This is a genomic window from Pseudomonas viciae, assembly GCF_004786035.1.
GTDB lineage: Bacteria > Pseudomonadota > Gammaproteobacteria > Pseudomonadales > Pseudomonadaceae > Aquipseudomonas > Aquipseudomonas viciae.
In genome coordinates, this window is the sequence record NZ_CP035088.1 from 6,111,695 (window position 1) to 6,130,186 (window position 18,492).

Annotated in this window: 17 protein-coding genes; 6 read left to right on the forward strand and 11 right to left on the reverse strand. The window is 60.8% G+C overall.

Annotation, left to right across the window (positions count from 1 at the left end; translation table 11 throughout):
* Positions 1-74 precede the first annotated feature (74 nt).
* The 6 genes from pqqA to EPZ47_RS27255 all read left to right on the forward strand — a co-directional run bounded on the left by pqqA (position 75) and on the right by EPZ47_RS27255 (position 5,311).
* Positions 75-149, forward strand: coding sequence for a pyrroloquinoline quinone precursor peptide PqqA (pqqA, locus tag EPZ47_RS27230; protein WP_003177660.1), 75 nt, complete (start codon positions 75-77; stop codon positions 147-149).
* An 81-nt stretch (positions 150-230) separates the two neighbouring features.
* Entirely contained in the window at positions 231-1,142 is a 912-nt protein-coding gene (gene pqqB / locus EPZ47_RS27235) for a pyrroloquinoline quinone biosynthesis protein PqqB (protein WP_135847483.1), read from the forward strand.
* A gap of 208 nt (positions 1,143-1,350) precedes the next feature.
* Positions 1,351-2,103, forward strand: coding sequence for a pyrroloquinoline-quinone synthase PqqC (gene pqqC / locus EPZ47_RS27240; RefSeq protein WP_135847484.1), 753 nt, complete (start codon positions 1,351-1,353; stop codon positions 2,101-2,103).
* Positions 2,100-2,375, forward strand: a complete 276-nt coding sequence (pqqD, locus tag EPZ47_RS27245; protein WP_135847485.1) for a pyrroloquinoline quinone biosynthesis peptide chaperone PqqD — start codon at positions 2,100-2,102, stop codon at positions 2,373-2,375. Before pqqC ends, pqqD begins: the two co-directional genes overlap by 4 nt.
* Entirely contained in the window at positions 2,347-3,516 is a 1,170-nt protein-coding gene (gene pqqE, locus EPZ47_RS27250) for a pyrroloquinoline quinone biosynthesis protein PqqE (RefSeq protein ID WP_135847486.1), read from the forward strand. Before pqqD ends, pqqE begins: the two co-directional genes overlap by 29 nt.
* A complete protein-coding gene (locus EPZ47_RS27255) occupies positions 3,482-5,311 on the forward strand; it encodes an alpha/beta hydrolase family protein (RefSeq protein WP_135847487.1) in 1,830 nt (609 codons plus the stop codon). Before pqqE ends, EPZ47_RS27255 begins: the two co-directional genes overlap by 35 nt.
* 77 nt (positions 5,312-5,388) lie before the next feature.
* On the opposite strand, the gene EPZ47_RS27260 is transcribed toward EPZ47_RS27255, so the two are convergent.
* The 11 genes from EPZ47_RS27260 to bioB form a co-directional block, all read right to left on the reverse strand.
* On the reverse strand, positions 5,389-5,547 hold the full coding sequence (locus EPZ47_RS27260) for a YqaE/Pmp3 family membrane protein (protein ID WP_038436734.1): 159 nt from the start codon (positions 5,545-5,547) through the stop codon (positions 5,389-5,391).
* Between the two features lie 345 nt (positions 5,548-5,892).
* Positions 5,893-7,671 (reverse strand): acyl-CoA dehydrogenase C-terminal domain-containing protein, encoded by a 1,779-nt coding sequence (locus EPZ47_RS27265; RefSeq protein ID WP_135847488.1) that lies wholly within the window; start codon positions 7,669-7,671, stop codon positions 5,893-5,895.
* Between the two features lie 218 nt (positions 7,672-7,889).
* Positions 7,890-9,686, reverse strand: coding sequence for an acyl-CoA dehydrogenase C-terminal domain-containing protein (locus EPZ47_RS27270; RefSeq protein WP_135847489.1), 1,797 nt, complete (start codon positions 9,684-9,686; stop codon positions 7,890-7,892).
* Between the two features lie 92 nt (positions 9,687-9,778).
* Positions 9,779-11,068 carry a GGDEF domain-containing protein gene (locus EPZ47_RS27275; protein WP_135847490.1) on the reverse strand — a complete coding sequence of 430 codons (1,290 nt, stop codon included), beginning with the start codon at positions 11,066-11,068 and terminating at the stop codon, positions 9,779-9,781.
* Positions 11,069-11,339: 271 nt separating this feature from the next.
* Positions 11,340-13,145, reverse strand: coding sequence for a phenylacyl-CoA dehydrogenase (locus tag EPZ47_RS27280; RefSeq protein ID WP_135847491.1), 1,806 nt, complete (start codon positions 13,143-13,145; stop codon positions 11,340-11,342).
* A 275-nt stretch (positions 13,146-13,420) separates the two neighbouring features.
* A complete protein-coding gene (locus tag EPZ47_RS27285) occupies positions 13,421-13,717 on the reverse strand; it encodes a pyrroloquinoline quinone biosynthesis protein PqqE (RefSeq protein ID WP_135847492.1) in 297 nt (98 codons plus the stop codon).
* A gap of 108 nt (positions 13,718-13,825) precedes the next feature.
* Positions 13,826-14,509, reverse strand: a complete 684-nt coding sequence (gene bioD / locus EPZ47_RS27290; protein ID WP_135847493.1) for a dethiobiotin synthase — start codon at positions 14,507-14,509, stop codon at positions 13,826-13,828.
* Complete coding sequence (bioC, locus tag EPZ47_RS27295; protein ID WP_135847494.1) at positions 14,506-15,318, reverse strand: malonyl-ACP O-methyltransferase BioC; 813 nt, start codon at positions 15,316-15,318, stop codon at positions 14,506-14,508. Before bioC ends, bioD begins: the two co-directional genes overlap by 4 nt.
* The gene (locus tag EPZ47_RS27300) at positions 15,311-16,042 is read right to left on the reverse strand and encodes an alpha/beta fold hydrolase (RefSeq protein ID WP_135847495.1); all 732 of its coding nucleotides are present in this window, start codon (positions 16,040-16,042) and stop codon (positions 15,311-15,313) included. The genes bioC and EPZ47_RS27300 overlap by 8 nt, the downstream gene beginning before the upstream one ends.
* Positions 16,035-17,213 carry an 8-amino-7-oxononanoate synthase gene (bioF, locus tag EPZ47_RS27305; RefSeq protein ID WP_135847496.1) on the reverse strand — a complete coding sequence of 393 codons (1,179 nt, stop codon included), beginning with the start codon at positions 17,211-17,213 and terminating at the stop codon, positions 16,035-16,037. The genes EPZ47_RS27300 and bioF overlap by 8 nt, the downstream gene beginning before the upstream one ends.
* A 152-nt stretch (positions 17,214-17,365) precedes the next feature.
* A complete protein-coding gene (gene bioB, locus EPZ47_RS27310; protein ID WP_135847497.1) occupies positions 17,366-18,421 on the reverse strand; it encodes a biotin synthase BioB in 1,056 nt (351 codons plus the stop codon).
* Between the last annotated feature and the right edge of the window lie 71 nt (positions 18,422-18,492).

Below are 18,492 nucleotides of genomic sequence, written 5' to 3' on the forward strand. Positions count from 1 at the left end.
CTGAACATCTCCGAACGGAGGTGGACTATATGTATAGATCTCAACCGTTCCACCCCAACCAAAGGAGTATTTCCATGTCCTGGTCCAAACCCGCATATATCGACCTGCGTATCGGTTTCGAAGTCACCATGTACTTCGCCAGCCGTTGATTGCTGCAGGCACTTAAACATGCAGCACAACGCCTCGGTCAACCGGGGCGTTTTTTATTACGGTTTGCAGAGGGAGCGGCCATGTTTGTCCAGATTCTAGGTTCCGCCGCCGGCGGCGGTTTCCCACAGTGGAACTGCAACTGCGCCAATTGCGCAGGTTTTCGCAACGGCAGCCTGCGGGCCGAGGCGCGCACCCAATCGTCCATCGCCATTTCCGATGACGGCGTGAACTGGGTCTTGTGCAACGCTTCTCCGGACATTCGTGCCCAACTCCAGGGCTTCGCCCCGATGCAGCCTGGCCGAGCCCTGCGCGACACCGGCATTGGCGCCATCATCCTGATGGACAGCCAGATCGACCACACCACCGGCCTGCTCAGCTTGCGTGAGGGTTGCCCCCACCAAGTCTGGTGCACCGACATGGTCCATGAAGACCTGAGCACCGGTTTCCCGCTGTTCAACATGCTGACCCATTGGAACGGCGGGCTGAGCTGGAACCGCATCGAGCTCGACCAGAGTTTCACCATCCCGGCCTGCCCGAACCTGCGTTTCACCCCGTTGCCATTGCGCAGCGCCGCCCCACCCTATTCACCGCACCGCTTCGATCCGCATCCGGGCGACAACATCGGCCTGATCGTCGAAGACCTGCGCACCGGCGGTAAACTGTTCTACGCCCCTGGCCTGGGCCAGGTTGATGGGGCGTTGCTGGAGATCATGGCCGACAGCGATTGCCTGTTGGTGGACGGCACGATGTGGGACGACGATGAAATGCAGCGCCGTGGCGTCGGCACGCGCACCGGTCGGGAAATGGGCCACCTGGCACAGAACGGTCCCGGCGGGATGATCGAAGTGCTGGAGCAGTTGCCCTTGCCGCGCAAGATCCTTATTCATATCAACAACACCAACCCGATTCTCGACGAAGACTCGCCCGAACGGGCTGAACTGGTACGCCGAAAGATTGAAGTGTCTTACGACGGAATGAGTATTGAGTTGTAGCAAGGGCGGAACGATTGTGGGGGTGAACTTGCGGTGTGTCAGCCAGGACTGATCTGGCTGTCCTGGCCTCATCGCGAGCAAGCTCGCTCCCGCAATAGTTCGAGTCTGGATATCTGACTCACAGTAAAAACAGTGTGGGAGCGAGCTTGCTCGCGATGGGGCCTGCCCTGACACCACAGACCCCACGGGCATTTCCCGGAGAACCTAAATGACTGACACCCCCCTGTCCCCCACCGAGTTCGAAGCCGCCCTGCGCGCCAAGGGCGCGTATTACCACATCCATCACCCCTATCACGTGGCGATGTATGAAGGCCGCGCCACTCGCGAACAGATTCAGGGTTGGGTCGCGAACCGCTTTTACTATCAGGTGAACATCCCGCTCAAGGATGCCGCGATCCTGGCCAACTGCCCGGATCGGGCGATCCGCCGTGAGTGGATCCAGCGCCTGCTCGACCATGACGGTGCTCCCGGCGAGGACGGCGGTATCGAAGCCTGGCTGCGGCTGGGCCAGGCGGTGGGCCTGGATCCCGATCAACTGCGCTCCCAGGAATTGGTGCTGCCAGGGGTTCGTTTTGCGGTGGATGCCTACGTCAACTTTGCCCGCCGGGCCAGTTGGCAGGAAGCCGCCAGCAGCTCGCTGACCGAGCTGTTCGCCCCGCAGATCCACCAGTCGCGCCTGGACAGCTGGCCACAGCATTACCCTTGGATCGACCCGACCGGCTACGAGTATTTCCGTACGCGTCTTGGTCAAGCACGGCGCGACGTGGAACACGGCTTGGCCATCACCTTGCAGCACTACACGACACGGCAAGGCCAGGAGCGCATGCTGGAAATTCTCCAGTTCAAACTGGACATCCTCTGGAGCATGCTCGACGCCATGAGCATGGCCTACGAATTGAACCGTCCGCCCTATCACAGCGTGACCGGGCAACGGGTGTGGCACAAAGGGATCACCTTATGAGTTTCGACCGCAGCAAGACCCCGCGCTGGCGCCCCGGCTATCGCTTCCAGTACGAACCGGCACAGAAGGGCCATGTGCTGCTCTATCCTGAAGGCATGATCAAGCTCAACGACAGCGCGTCGCTGATCGGCGGCCTGATCGACGGCGAACGGGATGTCGCGGCCATCGTCGACGAGTTGGCGAAGCAGTTTCCCGACGTGCCGGAACTCGGTGACGACATCGAGCAATTCATGGAGGTCGCCCGTGCACAGCACTGGATCGAACTTGTCTGAGCCCACCGGGCTGCCGCCCAAGCCTGAAGTCGGCTTGCCGCTGTGGCTGCTGGCGGAGCTGACCTATCGGTGCCCGCTGCAATGCCCGTATTGCTCCAACCCGTTGGATTTTGCCGAGCAAGGCAAGGAGCTGAGCACCGAGCAGTGGATCAAGGTGTTTCGCGAAGCCCGGGAAATGGGCGCCGCGCAATTGGGCTTTTCCGGCGGTGAGCCGCTGGTGCGCCAGGACCTGGCCGAACTGATTGGCGAGGCGCGCAAGTTGGGTTTCTATACCAACCTGATCACCTCCGGCATCGGCTTGACCGAACAGAAAATCAGCGACTTCAAAAAGGCTGGCCTGGATCATATCCAGATCAGCTTCCAGGCCAGCGACGAGCAGGTGAACAACCTCTTGGCCGGCTCGAAGAAAGCCTTCGCGCAAAAGCTGGAAATGGCCCGGGCGGTCAAAGCCCACGGCTATCCGATGGTGCTGAACTTCGTCACCCATCGGCACAACATCGACAAGATCGACCGCATCATCGAGTTGTGCATCGCCCTTGAGGCGGATTTCGTCGAACTTGCCACCTGCCAGTTTTACGGCTGGGCGCAACTCAATCGAGTGGGTCTGCTGCCGACCAAGGAACAACTGGTCCGCGCCGAGCGTGTCACCAACGAATACCGCGCCAAGCTGGAAGCCGCCGGCAATCCGTGCAAGCTGATCTTTGTCACGCCGGACTACTATGAAGAACGCCCCAAGGGCTGCATGAACGGTTGGGGGAGCATTTTCCTCACCGTCACGCCGGACGGCACCGCGCTGCCCTGTCACGGCGCCCGTCAGTTGCCGGTGCAATTTCCCAATGTGCGCGACCACAGCATGCAGCACATCTGGTACGACTCGTTTGGCTTCAACCGCTTTCGCGGCTATGACTGGATGCCCGAGCCATGCCGCTCCTGCGATGAAAAAGAAAAGGACTTCGGCGGCTGTCGCTGCCAGGCGTTCATGCTCACGGGAGACGCCAGCAATGCCGACCCGGTGTGCAGCAAGTCCGAACATCACGGTGTGATTCTCAAGGCGCGTGAAGACGCCGAGCACGCGACGCAAACCATTGAGCAACTGGCCTTTCGCAATGAACGAAACTCACGCCTCATCGCCAAAAGCTGAGCCTTTCAGCGCCACCCAGGCCGTTGCAGCCGGTACCGACTTCGCCGAACTGCAGGTCGGGCCCCTCGGCTTGTTCTGGAATGAATACCGTCCCGAAGACGGCGCCTGCCGGATCTGGCATTGGCAGGATGCGAAGGCCCGTTGTCTGACCCCGGATGGGTTCAGCGCCCGCAGCCGGGTCTACGAGTACGGCGGCGGATCGTTCTGCCTGAGCGCTGACGGTGTGCTGTTCGTCAATGAGAGCGACCAGCAGGTGTATCACCAGTCGTTGGCCGATGAGCGGCCCGTGGCGCTGACTTCGGGTGATTGTCGCTATGGTGATCTCAATTTCGCCTCCGGCCAGGTGTTGGCGGTGGAGGAACAGGCCAATCAGCATCGCCTGGTGTCGATCGGACTGGCAGACCATCAACGGCATCTGCTGGCTGAAGGCGCAGACTTTTATGCTTCGCCGACCGTGAGCCCCAATGGCCAGCGGCTCGCCTGGATTGAGTGGAGCCGGCCGCACCAACCATGGACCGCAACACGGCTGATGCTGGCCGAGCGCCAAGCGTCGGGGTGGGGTGAGCCGCGCTGTGTGGCGGGCAACGCTGAAGAGGAGTCCATCCAACAGCCGCGCTTCGATGACGCCGATCGCCTTTATTGCCTGACTGATCGCGGTGGTTATTGGCAGCCTTGGGTTGAGTCGGTCCGGGGCCTGGAACCACTGCCCGCCGCCGCAGCCGATCACGCCCCGGCGCCATGGCAACTGGGGGGCTGCACCTGGCTGCCGTTGGACGAGCGCACGTACCTGGCGAGCTGGACTGAAACGGGTTTCGGGCGCCTGGGCCTGTGCCGCCGTGACGATGCTGATGAGGATTTCACCGGTACCTACAGCCGTTTTCGTAGCCTGGCACTGGATGAGCAGTTCATTTACGCAATCGCCGCCTCGCCGACCAGGCCGTCGGCGGTGATTGCGATTGAACGGCAAAGTCGTGAAGTGATGGTGCTGGCCGGTGGTGTTGCGCCGCTGCCCGTCGAACAGATCAGCCGTCCCCGAACCCTGCGCTACCCCTCTGTTTCAGGTCAAGCCCATGGCTTTTTCTATCCAGCCATGAATGCTGGGCAGAAACCGCCGCTAGTGGTGTTCATTCACGGCGGCCCCACCTCGGCCTGCTATCCCTTGTTTGATCCGCGTATCCAGTACTGGACCCAGCGCGGCTTTGCCGTCGCCGACCTCAACTACCGTGGCAGCAGCGGCTATGGCCGGGCCTATCGGCAAGCACTGCATTTGAACTGGGGTGTGGTGGATGTCGAAGACGCCTGCGCGGTGGTTGCGTACCTGGATGAACAAGGCCTGATCGATGGCCGCAGTGCCTTCATTCGTGGCGGCAGTGCCGGTGGCTATACCACCCTGTGCGTCCTGGCGTTCCAGAACGTGTTCCGCGCCGGCGCCAGCCTCTACGGCGTCAGCGACCCTGTCGCCCTGAGCCGCTCGACGCACAAATTCGAAGCGGATTATCTGGACTGGCTGATCGGCGACCCGCAACACGATGCCGAACGCTACCGTGCCCGTACGCCGCTGCTGCATGCCGATCAAATCCGCGCACCGGTGATCTTTTTCCAGGGCGAACTGGATGCCGTGGTCGTCCCGCAGCAGACTCGCGATATGGTCGCCGCTTTAGAGGACAACGGGGTGGCGGTCCAAGCGCACTATTACCCGGATGAGCGCCACGGCTTTCGCAAGGCTGCGAACCAGGCGCATGCGCTGGAGCATGAGTGGTTGTTTTATCGCAGGGTGATGGATAGCGATCTGTAGAAGCCGCAAAAACGGTGGGAGCGAGCTTGCTCGCTCCCACCGGGTTTTGATCATTCAACTGATCTTGCACCAGGCCCTCAGCGCTTGGCGATGATGTACACCGCATGCACGATGCCCGGGATGTACCCCAGCAGGGTCAGCAGGATATTCAGCCAGAAAGCCCCGCCAAAACCGACTTGCAGGAACACACCCAACGGCGGCAGCAGAATGGCGATGATGATTCGAATGATATCCATGGATGACTCCTGATTGGCGATGGCTACATTGCCATATAGCTCATTGACCCACGACCGCTCATCAGGGTTCAGTGAAAAACAATCAGGATAGGCGGCCGAACGGCCAAATCCACTCACGACAAAAAACGCAGGCAAAAGAAAACCCCGCCGAAGCGGGGCTTTGCAGACTGTTTCCCTGACATCCATTTCACTCCGCCTTCCTGGCAGAATCCTACGTGTCCGTGTTGTTGCTTTGCGCATCCTGCGCGACGTCCATGTGAAGTAGATTAGCCCTGGATCCAATCTGCCGATAGAGGGAAAACGCCAGCACATTGTGTAAGCGTTTGCTTACACAGTGTCAGCTTTTTAGAACTGTCCGGGCTCCAACAGGAACAGCGACTCACTGCCCGCCTTCACCGAAGCACTCAGGGAGTGAATGCGCGGCAGCAGGCGGGCAAAGTAGAACCGTGCCGTGCCCAGTTTGCTCGCGTAGAAATCATCCTGCTTTTCTTTACCCAAGGCCGCCTTGGCCATCAGCGCCCACATGTAGGCGTAAGCGGTGTAACCAAACGCCTGGAGGTACTCCACCGACGCCGCACCAATTTCGTTCGGGTTGTTCTTCGCCCGATCCAGCAGCCACTCAGTGAGCTCATCCAACGTACCGACCGCATCGTTCAGCGGCTTGGTGAACTCCGTCAGGTCGCTGCTTGCGGTCGCGGTGAAATGGCGGATTTCATCGGCGAACAGTTTGTAGAACGCACCGCCGCTGCCAACGATCTTGCGCCCCACCAGGTCCAGCGCCTGGATGCCATTGGTGCCTTCGTAGATCTGGGTGATGCGCACATCACGCACCAGTTGCTCCTGGCCCCATTCGCGAATGTATCCGTGGCCGCCGAAAATCTGCTGGCCATGAACGGTGGTTTCCAGGCCCAGGTCGGTCAGGAAGGCCTTCGCCACCGGGGTCAGCAGTGCCACCAGATCTTCGGCGCGCTTGCGGGTGGTCGGGTCTTCGCTGAACTTGGCGGTGTCCAGTTGCATCGCCACGTAGGTGGAAAAGGCCCGGCCGCCCTCGTTCGAGGCTTTCATGGTCAGCAACATCCGGCGTACGTCCGGGTGGACGATGATTGGGTCGGCAACCTTGTCCTTGTTCTGCGCGCCGGTTGGCGAACGGCTTTGCAGGCGGTCACGGGCGTATTCGATGGCGTTCTGGTAGGAACGCTCACCGGTGGCCAGGCCTTGGATACCGACGCCCAGACGCTCGTAGTTCATCATGGTGAACATTGCCGCCAGGCCTTTGTTCGGCTCGCCGACCAGGTAACCCACGGCTTCGTCGAAGTTCATCACGCAGGTAGCGGACGCCTGGATACCCATCTTGTGCTCAATCGAGCCGCAATTGGCCGGGTTGCGCGCGCCCAGGCTGCCGTCGGCATTGACCATGAACTTGGGCACCAGAAACAACGAAATGCCTTTCGGACCAGCCGGTGCATCCGGCAGTTTCGCCAATACGAGGTGAATGATGTTCTCGGTAAGGTCGTGTTCGCCACCGGTGATGAAGATCTTGGTGCCACTGACCTTGTAGGAACCGTCGGCCTGGGGCTCGGCCTTGGTGCGAATGATCCCCAGGTCCGTACCGGCATGCGGCTCGGTCAGGCACATGGAGCCGGCCCAGACGCCGGCGTACATGTTCGGCAGGTACGCCGCTTTCAGTTCTTCGCTGGCGTGAGCGTTGATCGACAGGCAAGCGCCGGCGGTCAACATCGGGTACAGACCGAAGGACAGGCTGGCGGAGTTGACCATTTCCTCGACCTGGGCCGAAACGGCCTTGGGCATGCCCATGCCGCCGTACGTCGGATCACCACCGACACCGACCCAACCGCCTTCAGCGTAAGTCTTGTAGGCCTGTGGAAAACCTGCCGGCGTGGTGACGGCGCCGTCGGCCCAGTGGCAACCTTCTTCATCAGCGGCACGGCTGAGGGGGGCGATGCTTTTGCTGGTGACTTTGCCGGCTTCCTCAAGAATCGCTTCGACGGTTTCAGCGTCGACGGTCTCGGCCAGGGCCGGCAGCTCGGCCCAGAGTTTCGTGACCTCGAACACTTCATTGAGGACGAAGCGCATATCGCGCAGGGGCGCTTTGTAGTCAGCCATGGCAAACCTCGCAGGATCTAAACAGTTGGTTCGTAAGAAAACGGTTTTTGCAGTGGTCGGAGTGTACCTCAACAACTTTTGCGACACATAGGGTCAAGCAATGACTGTTTTGTTATTTTTAGTCACACACAAAAGATCGCAGGCTTCGCCAGCTCCTACAGGAATATGCGCGCTTCTGTAGGAGCTGGCGAAGCCTGCGATCTTTGTCCTCCTCCATATCAGAGCGCAAACAACTCCGCCGGCAGCTTCATCAGACAATCGCTCCCCGCCTCGACAGCGGCCCGATGAGCGGCGGTGCGCGGTAGCAGACGCTTGAAGTAGAACTCACAGGTTGCCAGTTTGCCCCGGCAGAAATCCCCGTCACCGTTACCGCTGTCGAGTTGCGCCTGAGCCACCAACGCCATGCGCAACCACAGGTAGGCCAGGATGATGTAACCGCTGTACATCAGGTAATCCACCGAGGCGGCACCCACTTCATCCGGATTCTTCATGGCAGCCATGCCGACCCGGGTGGTCAGTTCGCCCCATTGCTGGTTGAGCCCGTTAAGTTGCGCGACATAATCCTTGAGCTGCGGATGTTCCGCGTTGGCAGCACAGAATTTATGGACGATTTTGGTGAACCCGCGCAACAGCTTGCCTTGGCTGCCCAACACCTTGCGCCCCAGCAGGTCCAGGGCCTGAATACCGTTGGTACCTTCGTAGATCGGCGCGATGCGGCAGTCTCGTACCAGCTGTTCCATGCCCCATTCGCGAATGAAACCATGGCCGCCGAACACCTGCATGCCGTGGTTGGTCACTTCCAGGCCGGTGTCGGTCATGAAGGCTTTGCAGATCGGGGTGAGAAACGCCAGCAAGTCTTCGGCGTCCTGGCGGGCGCTCTCGTCTTGGCTCAGGTGCGCGGTATCCAGCAACTGCGCGGTGAAATACGTCAGTGCCCGATTGCCTTCGTTGAAGGCTTTCATGGTCAACAGCATCCTGCGCACATCCGGATGGACGATGATCGGATCGGCGGCTTTTTCCGGCGCCTTGGGGCCAGTCAGCGCGCGCATCTGCAAACGGTCGTTAGCGTATTTGATTGCACCCTGGAAGCTTGCTTCCCCCAGGCATAGCCCCTGCATGCCGGTGCCGAGCCGGGCATGGTTCATCATGGTGAACATGCAGTTCAGGCCCTTGTTCGGCTCACCGATCAGGAACCCCTTGGCCCCGTCGAAATTCAGCACGCAGGTGGCCGAGGCCTTGATGCCCATCTTGTGCTCGATCGAGCCACAGGACACGCCATTGCGCGCGCCTGCTTCACCTGTGCCGTCGGGTAGGAATTTAGGCACGATGAACAGCGAAATACCTTTGGTCCCGGCAGGAGCGTCCGGCAGCTTGGCCAGCACCAGGTGGATGATGTTATCGCTCATGTCGTGCTCACCGGCCGAGATGAAAATCTTGCTGCCGGAGATCGCGTAGCTGCCGTCGGCCTGGGGCACGGCGCGGGTCTTGATGATGCCCAGGTCCGTGCCGCAGTGGGCTTCGGTGAGGCACATGGTGCCGGTCCACTGGCCGGCGGTGAGTTTGCTCAGATAGGTCTGTTTCTGCTCTTCGGTGCCGTGGGCATGAATGGCCGACATCGCGCCGTGAGTCAGGCCGGGGTACATGCCCCAGGAGGTGTTGCTGGAGCCAACCATTTCACTGATGACCAGCCCCAGGGAACTGGGCAGGCCCTGGCCACCGTAGGCCGGATCCGCCGCCAAACCGTGCCAGCCGCCCTCCACGTATTGTGCGAAAGCCTGCTTGAAGCCTGTAGGCGTGGTGACTACACCGTTGTCGAAATGGCAACCTTCTTCGTCACCGGAGCGATTGAGCGGCGCCAGCACGTTCTCACAGAATTTGGCGCCCTCCTCGAGGATCGCGCTGACCATGTCCGGGCTGGCATCGCTGGCTCCCAACTCGGCATAGCGGCCATGGAAATCGAAGACGTGATCGATCAGAAAGCGCATGTCGCGCAGCGGGGCTTTGTACTCGGGCATGGTGGTTTTCTCCGGTAGCAGATCGTTCCCAACCTACTGCCGGCCACCGAGGCTCACAATCACAGTCCAGACGCTGAATGCGCCGTCATCACTCAACCTGCGGCGGCTTCCATGCGCACGGCGCCGCGCCGGTTCTGCCCATGGGCAATCACACAGTTGCGCCCCGCCCCCTTGGCGTTATAGAGCGCCTGGTCGGCGGACTTGAGCACTTCTTCAGGCGTGCGTTGTTCAAGGCGCTCGGCCACTCCGATGCTGACGGTCACCGATACGCTGGATGCAGCAGACCCGGAGCGACGCTGGCGGCCTTGTTGATCGTCCTGGGGACGACTGTCGGGATTACGCAGCTGAATGCTGTACGTCTCGATGGACTGGCGGATGACTTCCAGATGGGGCATGCACTCATCGATGGTCTTGCCTGCGAACACCAGGGCAAATTCCTCACCGCCGTAGCGATACGCCCTACCGCCACCACCGATCTTCGACAGCTTGCTGGCCACCAGGCGCAACACTTGGTCGCCCACATCGTGGCCGTGGGTGTCGTTGAATTTCTTGAAGTGGTCCACGTCGCTCATCGCCAATACATAATTGCGCCCCAGGCGCTGCATGCGTTCATTCAGCGCCCGACGTCCCGGCAGGCCGGTGAGTTCGTCACGGAAGGCCATTTGATAGGCTTCATGGGCAACGGCCGCGGCGATCATCAGCATCACCTGGCTGCACATGATGTTCAGGGTGAACGGCAGGATGAAGGTTTTTGGCAACATCCAGAATACCCCCAGCAACCCCACCAATTGCGCCGCGTGCAATGGCCGGGGGTGACGCCAGTATTGCCAGGCCAGCAGCAGAAATGCGGCGGCGAACATCGGGTAAGACAACTGGATCAGGCTCATCCAGGCGCCGTGCAGCGCGGGCCAGCGGATTTCCGAAAGCCACAACAGCAACGCCTGAGGAAAACTTTGCTCCAGGGCCAGCGCCACGCTGCCAAAGACCAGCAACACCGCGAACCGCGCCACCATGTCCTGGAACAGATGAGTGCGCTCCTGCCACGCCGCAAACAACCCGAACAACAGCGGCAGCAACAGGCAGACGAGGTGAAACACCACCGCCGCATCCTCGCGCACCTTGCCATTATCTCGGTAGAAGTCGGTCTGGGTGTCCAGCAGGAAGTAGGCGATGTACACCGTGACCATCAGAAACAGTTCACGTTGCCGCCGGTAAACGGCGCAATACGCGCCTCCCAGCAACAACACCAGCGTAGGAAGAACGTTGAATAGCGAGGTGAAAAAGACGTTGAGATCCTTGACGTAGGCAGCCGCAAGCCCCGCCAGCAACAGAAGCAGTGACGGTAGGAAATGGCTGAAACGTACAGCGGAAGAACGCAGCAAGAGTAAAGCTCCGACCGGGCCGAGCAAAGATGGCATTGTGCCTGTAACCAGAGCAGTAAGGCACGCAAGATGTGACAGATGTCACACTGCCATCGCTGTAACGGCAGAGGGAACGGTTTTCTTAGGGTTGGGTTGGATGAATATTGTTTCAGGATCACTGTTGATCCCCTGTGGGAGCGAGCAAGCTCGCTCCCACAGGGGATCTTCTAGCGGCATGAAAAAGCCGCTGCTCCCAAGGAAGCAGCGGCTTTTTTGAAGAACCGCGTAAGGCTTAGTAGCCCAGCGCGAAGTCCTCTTCTTTCATGTCCATAAGGTTGTTGGCGCCCGACAGCATGGTTGCCACGTGGGTACGAGTACGCGGCAGGATGCGCTGGAAGTAGAAGCGCGCGGTCTGCAGCTTGGCAGTGTAGAAGGCTTCTTCGGTGGTGCCAGCGGCGAGTTTTTCCGCCGCCAGGCGCGCCATGTCGGCCCAGAAGTAAGCCAGGCAGGCGTAACCGGAGTACATCAGGTAGTCCACCGACGCCGCGCCGACCTCTTCGCGATCCTTCATGGCCGCCATACCGACCTTCATGGTCAGCTCGCCCCATTCTTTGTTCAGCGCGGCCAGAGGTTCTACGAACTCTTTGATCGCTTCATTGCCTTCGTTGCCTTGGCAGAACTTGTGGACGATCTTGGTGAAGCCCTTGAGCGCTTCGCCCTGGGTCATCAGCACTTTGCGGCCCAGCAGGTCGAGGGCCTGGATGCCGGTGGTGCCTTCGTACAGCATCGAAATACGGCTGTCGCGAACGTTCTGCTCCATGCCCCACTCGGCGATGAAGCCGTGGCCGCCATAGATCTGTACGCCGTGGTTGGCCGACTCGAAGCCGACTTCGGTCATGAACGCCTTGGCGATCGGCGTCATGAACGCCAGCAGCGCGTCGGCTTTTTTCTTCTCTTCTTCGTCCACGCCGTACTTGACGATGTCGACTTGCTTGGCAGTGAAGTAAACCATCGCCCGGTTACCTTCAGCGAAGGCCTTCATGGTCAGCAACATACGACGCACGTCAGGGTGCACGATGATCGGGTCGGCGGCCTTGTCCGGCGCTTTCGGGCCGGTCAGGGAACGCATCTGCAGGCGGTCACGGGCGTATTTCAAGCCGCCCTGGAAGCCGATCTCGGCGTGGGCCAGGCCTTGCAGCGCGGTGCCCAGGCGTGCGGTGTTCATGAAGGTGAACATGCAGTTCAGGCCTTTGTTCGCCGGGCCGATCAGATAACCGGTGGCCGCGTCGAAGTTCATCACGCAAGTGGCGTTGCCGTGGATGCCCATCTTGTGTTCCAGGGAACCGCAGCTCACCGCGTTGCGCTGACCGACAGTGCCGTCGGCGTTAGGCAGGAACTTTGGAACGATGAACAGCGAAATGCCCTTGGTGCCGGCCGGTGCGTCCGGCAGGCGTGCCAGAACGATATGGACGATGTTGTCGGCCATGTCGTGCTCGCCGGCCGAAATGAAGATCTTGGTGCCGCTGACCTTGTAGGAACCGTCGGCCTGCGGCTCGGCCTTGGTGCGCAACATGCCCAGGTCGGTGCCGCAATGCGGTTCGGTCAGGCACATGGTGCCGGTCCATTCGCCGGAAACCAGCTTGGTCAGGTAAGCCTCTTGCTGCTCAGGCGTGCCGTGTTCGGAAATGGTGTTCATCGCACCATGGGACAGGCCCGGGTACATGCCCCACGACCAGTTGGCTTCGCCGACCATTTCGCTGACCGCCAGGCCCAGGGACTCCGGCAGGCCTTGACCGCCGTGCTCTACGTCATGGGCCAGGCTTGGCCAGCCGCCTTCGACGAATTGCTTGTAGGCTTCCTTGAAACCGGTCGGGGTTTTCACGCCGGACTCGCTCCAGGTGCAGCCTTCGAGGTCGCCCACGCGGTTCAGCGGAGCCAGCACCTGCTCACAAAACTTGGCGCCTTCTTCGAGAATGGCGTCAACCATATCCGGAGTGGCGTCCTGGCAAGCCGGAAGGCTCTGATAATGCGCCTCGTAACCGAGCAGTTCGTCACGAACGAAGCGAATATCACGCAAGGGGGCCTTGTAGTCAGGCATAGCGATAAACCTCTGCTGATGTAACCGGGGATGAGCGACCGCGTGGATTTGTTGTAGCGGTCAAACAGTTGTTTGAAACATACGTTTACGCCCAAATCTTGTCAAGCGCCGATCTTTTGCCATTCGTCATCAGCTTGAGAAAATGTCGGGCACGAGAAATCCACCGCAGCGAAGGATCCGCAACGCGCGTAGGAAAAGATTAGTTGAGTAAGAAGACGTTAGAGACAAAAACGCCGCGAATAATCGCGGCGTTTTCGCAAATCTGAAAGACAGGATCAGGCAAAGGTATCGATCAAGGTACCGAGCATTTCGTCGGATGCCTTGGCAACATTCACGCCCAGTTGCACCTGGAACTTGCCTTGGGCCATCTCGACCATGTTACTGGCCACGTCCGACTGCTGGCTGCGATCAACCGAGCGCAAACGATCTGCCTGCACTTCGGACGACTGGCTGGTAACCGAACGCTCAATCGTATTGTTGGCAATTTGGCCGGCTGCCTGATCGACACGGTTCTGCCCTGTCTGAATAGTGCTCAGACCGGCATAGAACGCGGTATTTCCTGAGATTTCCATGGCAGAGCTCGTCTTCTTGAAGGGTAGACAACGGTCATTGAAACAGAAGCCTTGGGAAAAGGCCCGACAAAAACACTAATGGCATAGTGCCTGGTCATAGTGAAAACCTTAGTAGTCCAGCAAGTCCAGGTGCAGATGCTCAGCCACGACTTCAGCCGTCACGCCTTTGATTTTCGGCACCCGTCCCAAGCATGGCGCCGGCAGGCGTTCGGCCAGGGTGGCGAGGTTTTCTTCCAGGCGTGACGTCTTGGGGTCGATGATATTCGCCACCCAACCGGCCAGTTGCAGGCCATCCCGGGCAATGGCCTCGGCGGTCAGCAGCGCGTGGCTGATGCAGCCCAAGCGTACGCCCACCACCAGGATCACTGGCAAGCCCAGCGCCTTGGCCAAGTCCGAGAGATTGTCCTGATCCGCCAACGGGACACGCCAGCCGCCCGCGCCTTCTATTAGCGTGAAATCGGCCTCCAGGGCCAGCACCTCACGCATCGGGCCCAACAACGACTGGACCGTCAGCGCCACACCGGCCTCCCGGGCGGCCAGGTGGGGCGCGATGGCCGGCTCGAACGCCAGCGGATTGACCTGTGCATACTCAAGCGGCACCGAGCATTCGGCCAGCAGCGCCAGGGCATCGGCATTGCGCAGCCCTTTAGGCGTTACCTCACACCCGGAGGCCACGGGCTTGCCCGCGGCGGTGCTCAGGCCAGCCTGTCGTGCGGCGTGCAACAGCCCCGCCGCGACGGTGGTCTTGCCCACGTCGGTGTCAGTGCCGGCAATGAAATAGGCCTGGCTCATAGCGGTTTCTCCAAAATGGCGTAGACCACCTGATAGGTCGCGGGCAGCCCCTGGGCCTGTCGAAACCGTTCGTAGGCTTCAACCAACGCCTGGATCCTCGCCCTGCCCGTCAACCCACCGGGCCGGCCTGGATTCAGATTGTGGGCGCCCAAGGCTTTCAGTTCGTGGGTCAGACTGCGCACATCAGGGTAATGCAACACATGGGGACGGTTTTCAAGCCTGACGACGTTCAGCCCGCTGGCCGCGCACAACTGTTGATACGTCTCGAATGCGCGGAAACGGTTGACGTGCACCAAGCCATCCACCTGACGCCAACTGTCGCGCAATTCGTACAAAGTGCCCACGCAAAGGCTGGTAAAGGCAAACACCCCACCCGGCTTCAATACACGCTGAGCCTCGTTTAACACCGCGGCAAAATCCCCACACCACTGCACCGCCAGGCTGGAGAACAGCAGGTTGCAGCTCGACGCCTGCAAAGGCAGTCGCTCCGCGTCACCGGCGACAAAATGCGCAGCGCCGCCCTGAGGACGCGCATGGTTGAGCATGCCCTCGGCTATATCCAGCGCCAGACCGTTCGCCTCGCCGAAGCGCGCGCCCAAGGCCCGAGTGAAGTAACCGGTGCCGCAGCCCAGGTCCATCCAGCGTTGCGGTGTGTTGGAAGCCGGCAACCGCTCAAGTAACTGCTGGCCCACGTCGCGCTGCAGCTCAGCGACGCTGTCATAACTGGTCGCCGCCCGGGAAAACGAGGCGGCTACCTGGCGCTTGTCGGGCAAGGCACCGGGCAATGGGGGAAGAGACAAATCAGTCATCACCGGACTCATGCAAAAAAACCTGGATCGCCCCCGCCACACCGTGGGGGTCTTCCAGAAGGAATCCGTGGCCGGCCTGTTCGATCAGACCGATTTCGACATCCGGCAGCAATACCAGCAACTCACCCGCCGCCTCAGCCGGCACCAAGGCATCGAGCCCGGCAAACAGGTGCAGTTGCGGGCCACGAAAACGCTGCAATGCCTGACGGGTGTCCAGTTGCGCCAGCAGTTCGAGCCCAGCCATCAAGACCTCGGGCGAAGTGCTCGGCGCACCGGCCAGCAGCAACCGCGACAACCCACGCGGATCACTGCAGCCCTGGGCGCACAGCAAACTGAAACGCTTGAGGGTTTGGCGTGGATCAGCCGCGCACCCGGCGAGAAAGCCATCGAAGGTTTCGCCAGCCATTGCGCTCGGCCATTGCTCATGGGCGACGAACGAAACATTGCTCGCCAGGGTCAGCAAGCCACAGCAGCGCTCGCCCCGACGCGCCGCCAACTCCGAAGCCAGCATGCCGCCCAGGGACCAGCCGCCCAACCAGGCGTCCTGGGGCACGCAGGCGTCCAGCTCTTCGAGCCATTCATCGGGGTCACTTGATGTCAGTGCCGGCAACGGCTCGATTTCCACTCGCAAATGCTCATCAAGGCCTTGCAGCGCCGCCGCCAGCGGTTCCAGCGGTGAAACGCCCAAGCCCCAACCGGGCAGCAGTATCAGTCGATCACGCATGGCTTGGCTCCGGTCCCAGTTGGGCAAAACACTCGGCCAGTGCATTCAGCAATAGTTGCACCTGGGCTTCGCTGTGGGCGGCGGTCAGGGTCACACGCAGACGAGCGCTGCCGGCCGGCACGGTGGGCGGGCGAATCGCGGTGACCATCAACCCTCGTTCACGCAGCATTTGCGACAAGCGCATCGCCCGTCCCGCATCGCCGATCAGGATCGGCTGGATCGGCGTAAAACTGTCCATCAGTTGCAGGCCAATCTGCTCGGCGCCGTGGCGGAACTGGCGGATCAGCACTTGCAAATGCTCGCGCCGCCAGTGCTCGCTGCGCAGCAACTCAAGACTCTTGAGGGTGGCGCAGGCCAGGGCTGGCGGTTGGCTAGTGGTGTAGATGTAGGGGCGAGCGAACTGGATCAGGCTCTCGATCAGTTCTTCACTGCCGGCCACAAAAGCCCCGGCGGTACCAAAGGCCTTGCCCAAAGTGCCCACCAGCACCGGCACGTCATCCAGGCTCAGGCCAAAATGCTCGACGATACCGCCGCCATTGGCACCCAACGGACCGAAGCCGTGGGCATCGTCGACCATCAACCAAGCCCCCTTGGCCTTGGCTTCACGGGCCAGGGCCGGCAGGTCAGCGATGTCGCCATCCATGCTGAAGACGCCATCGGTGACCACCAGGGTATTGCCCATGGCTTTTTCCAGGCGGTTGGCCAGGCTCTGGGCATCATTGTGCAGGTAACGGTTGAAACGCGCGCCAGACAGCAGCCCGGCATCGAGCAGCGAGGCATGATTGAGCCGGTCTTCCAGCACCGTATCGCCCTGCCCCACCAGCGCGGTGACGGCGCCAAGGTTGGCCATGTAGCCAGTGGTGAACAGCAGCGCCCGCGGGCGGCCGGTCAAGTCGGCCAAGGCTTCTTCCAGGGCGTGATGTGGACCGCTGTGGCCGATCACCAAATGGGAAGCACCGCCACCAACGCCCCATCGCGCCGCGCCAGCGCGCCAGGCTTCGATCACTTGCGGATGATTGGCCAGGCCCAGGTAATCGTTGTTGCAGAACGCCAGCAACGGCTGGCCGTCCACCACCACTTCCGGGCCCTGCGGGCTTTCGAGCAGCGGGCGCTGGCGATAGAGGTTTTCGGCACGACGGGCAGCCAGGCGTGCGGCGAGATCGAAGGGCATGCAGACCTCAGGGTGGACGCTATTTAAGGGGCTGAAGTAAATCCCCTGTGGGAGCGGGCTTGCTCGCGAAGACGGTGTGTCTGACAGCCTTACTTTGCCTGACACACTGCCTTCGCGAGCAAGCCCGCTCCCACATTTGGTTTCGGGTTAACTCAGAGGGCGGCGTTGTAGAACTGCTCGCTGCTCTTCTGCTCCACCAACGCCTGTTCAATCGCCGCCTGGTGCACTTCATCGGCATGCTCCTCACGGGCTTCGGGCTGGATGCCCAGGCGTGCAAACAGCTGCATATCCTTGTCGGCCTGCGGATTGGCGGTGGTCAGCAGTTTGTCACCGTAGAAAATCGAGTTCGCACCGGCGAAAAATGCCAGGGCCTGCATCTGCTCGTTCATCGCTTCACGGCCGGCGGACAGGCGCACGTGGGACTTGGGCATCAGGATCCGCGCCACAGCGAGCATGCGGATGAAATCGAACGGGTCGACGTCTTCGGCATTCTCCAGCGGCGTGCCAGCGACTTTCACCAGCATGTTGATCGGCACCGACTCCGGATGCTCCGGCAGGTTCGCCAGTTGGATCAGCAGATTGGCGCGGTCGTCCAGGGATTCGCCCATGCCCAGGATACCGCCGGAGCAGATTTTCATCCCCGAATCACGCACGTAGGCCAAGGTTTGCAAACGTTCGCTGTAGGTACGGGTGGTGATGATGCTGCCGTAGAACTCCGGCGAGGTGTCGAGGTTGTGGTTGTAGTAGTCCAGGCCAGCCTGGGCCAAGGCCGCAGTCTGTTCCTGGTCGAGGCGCCCCAGGGTCATGCAGGTTTCCAGGCCCATGGCCTTCACGCCCTTGACCATCTCCAGCACGTACGGCATGTCCTTGGCCGACGGGTGCTTCCACGCCGCGCCCATGCAGAAACGGGTTGAACCGATGGCCTTGGCACGTGCGGCCTCCTCGAGGACCTTCTGCACTTCCAGCAACTTTTCTTTTTCCAGCCCGGTGTTGTAGTGGCCGGACTGCGGACAATATTTGCAATCTTCCGGGCACGCGCCGGTCTTGATCGACAGCAGCGTGGAAACCTGGACGCGATTGGCGTCGAAGTGCGCGCGGTGCACGGTCTGCGCCTGGAACAACAGGTCATTGAATGGCTGAACGAAGAGTGCTTTGACTTCGGCCAAAGACCAGTCATGACGCAGGTTGGCAGTGGTGCTGGCGCTCATGGGCATTTCCTTGATTATGCTTGGCTGGCGCCCGGGACATGGAATACCCACAGGCGCGACACGGATGTTCG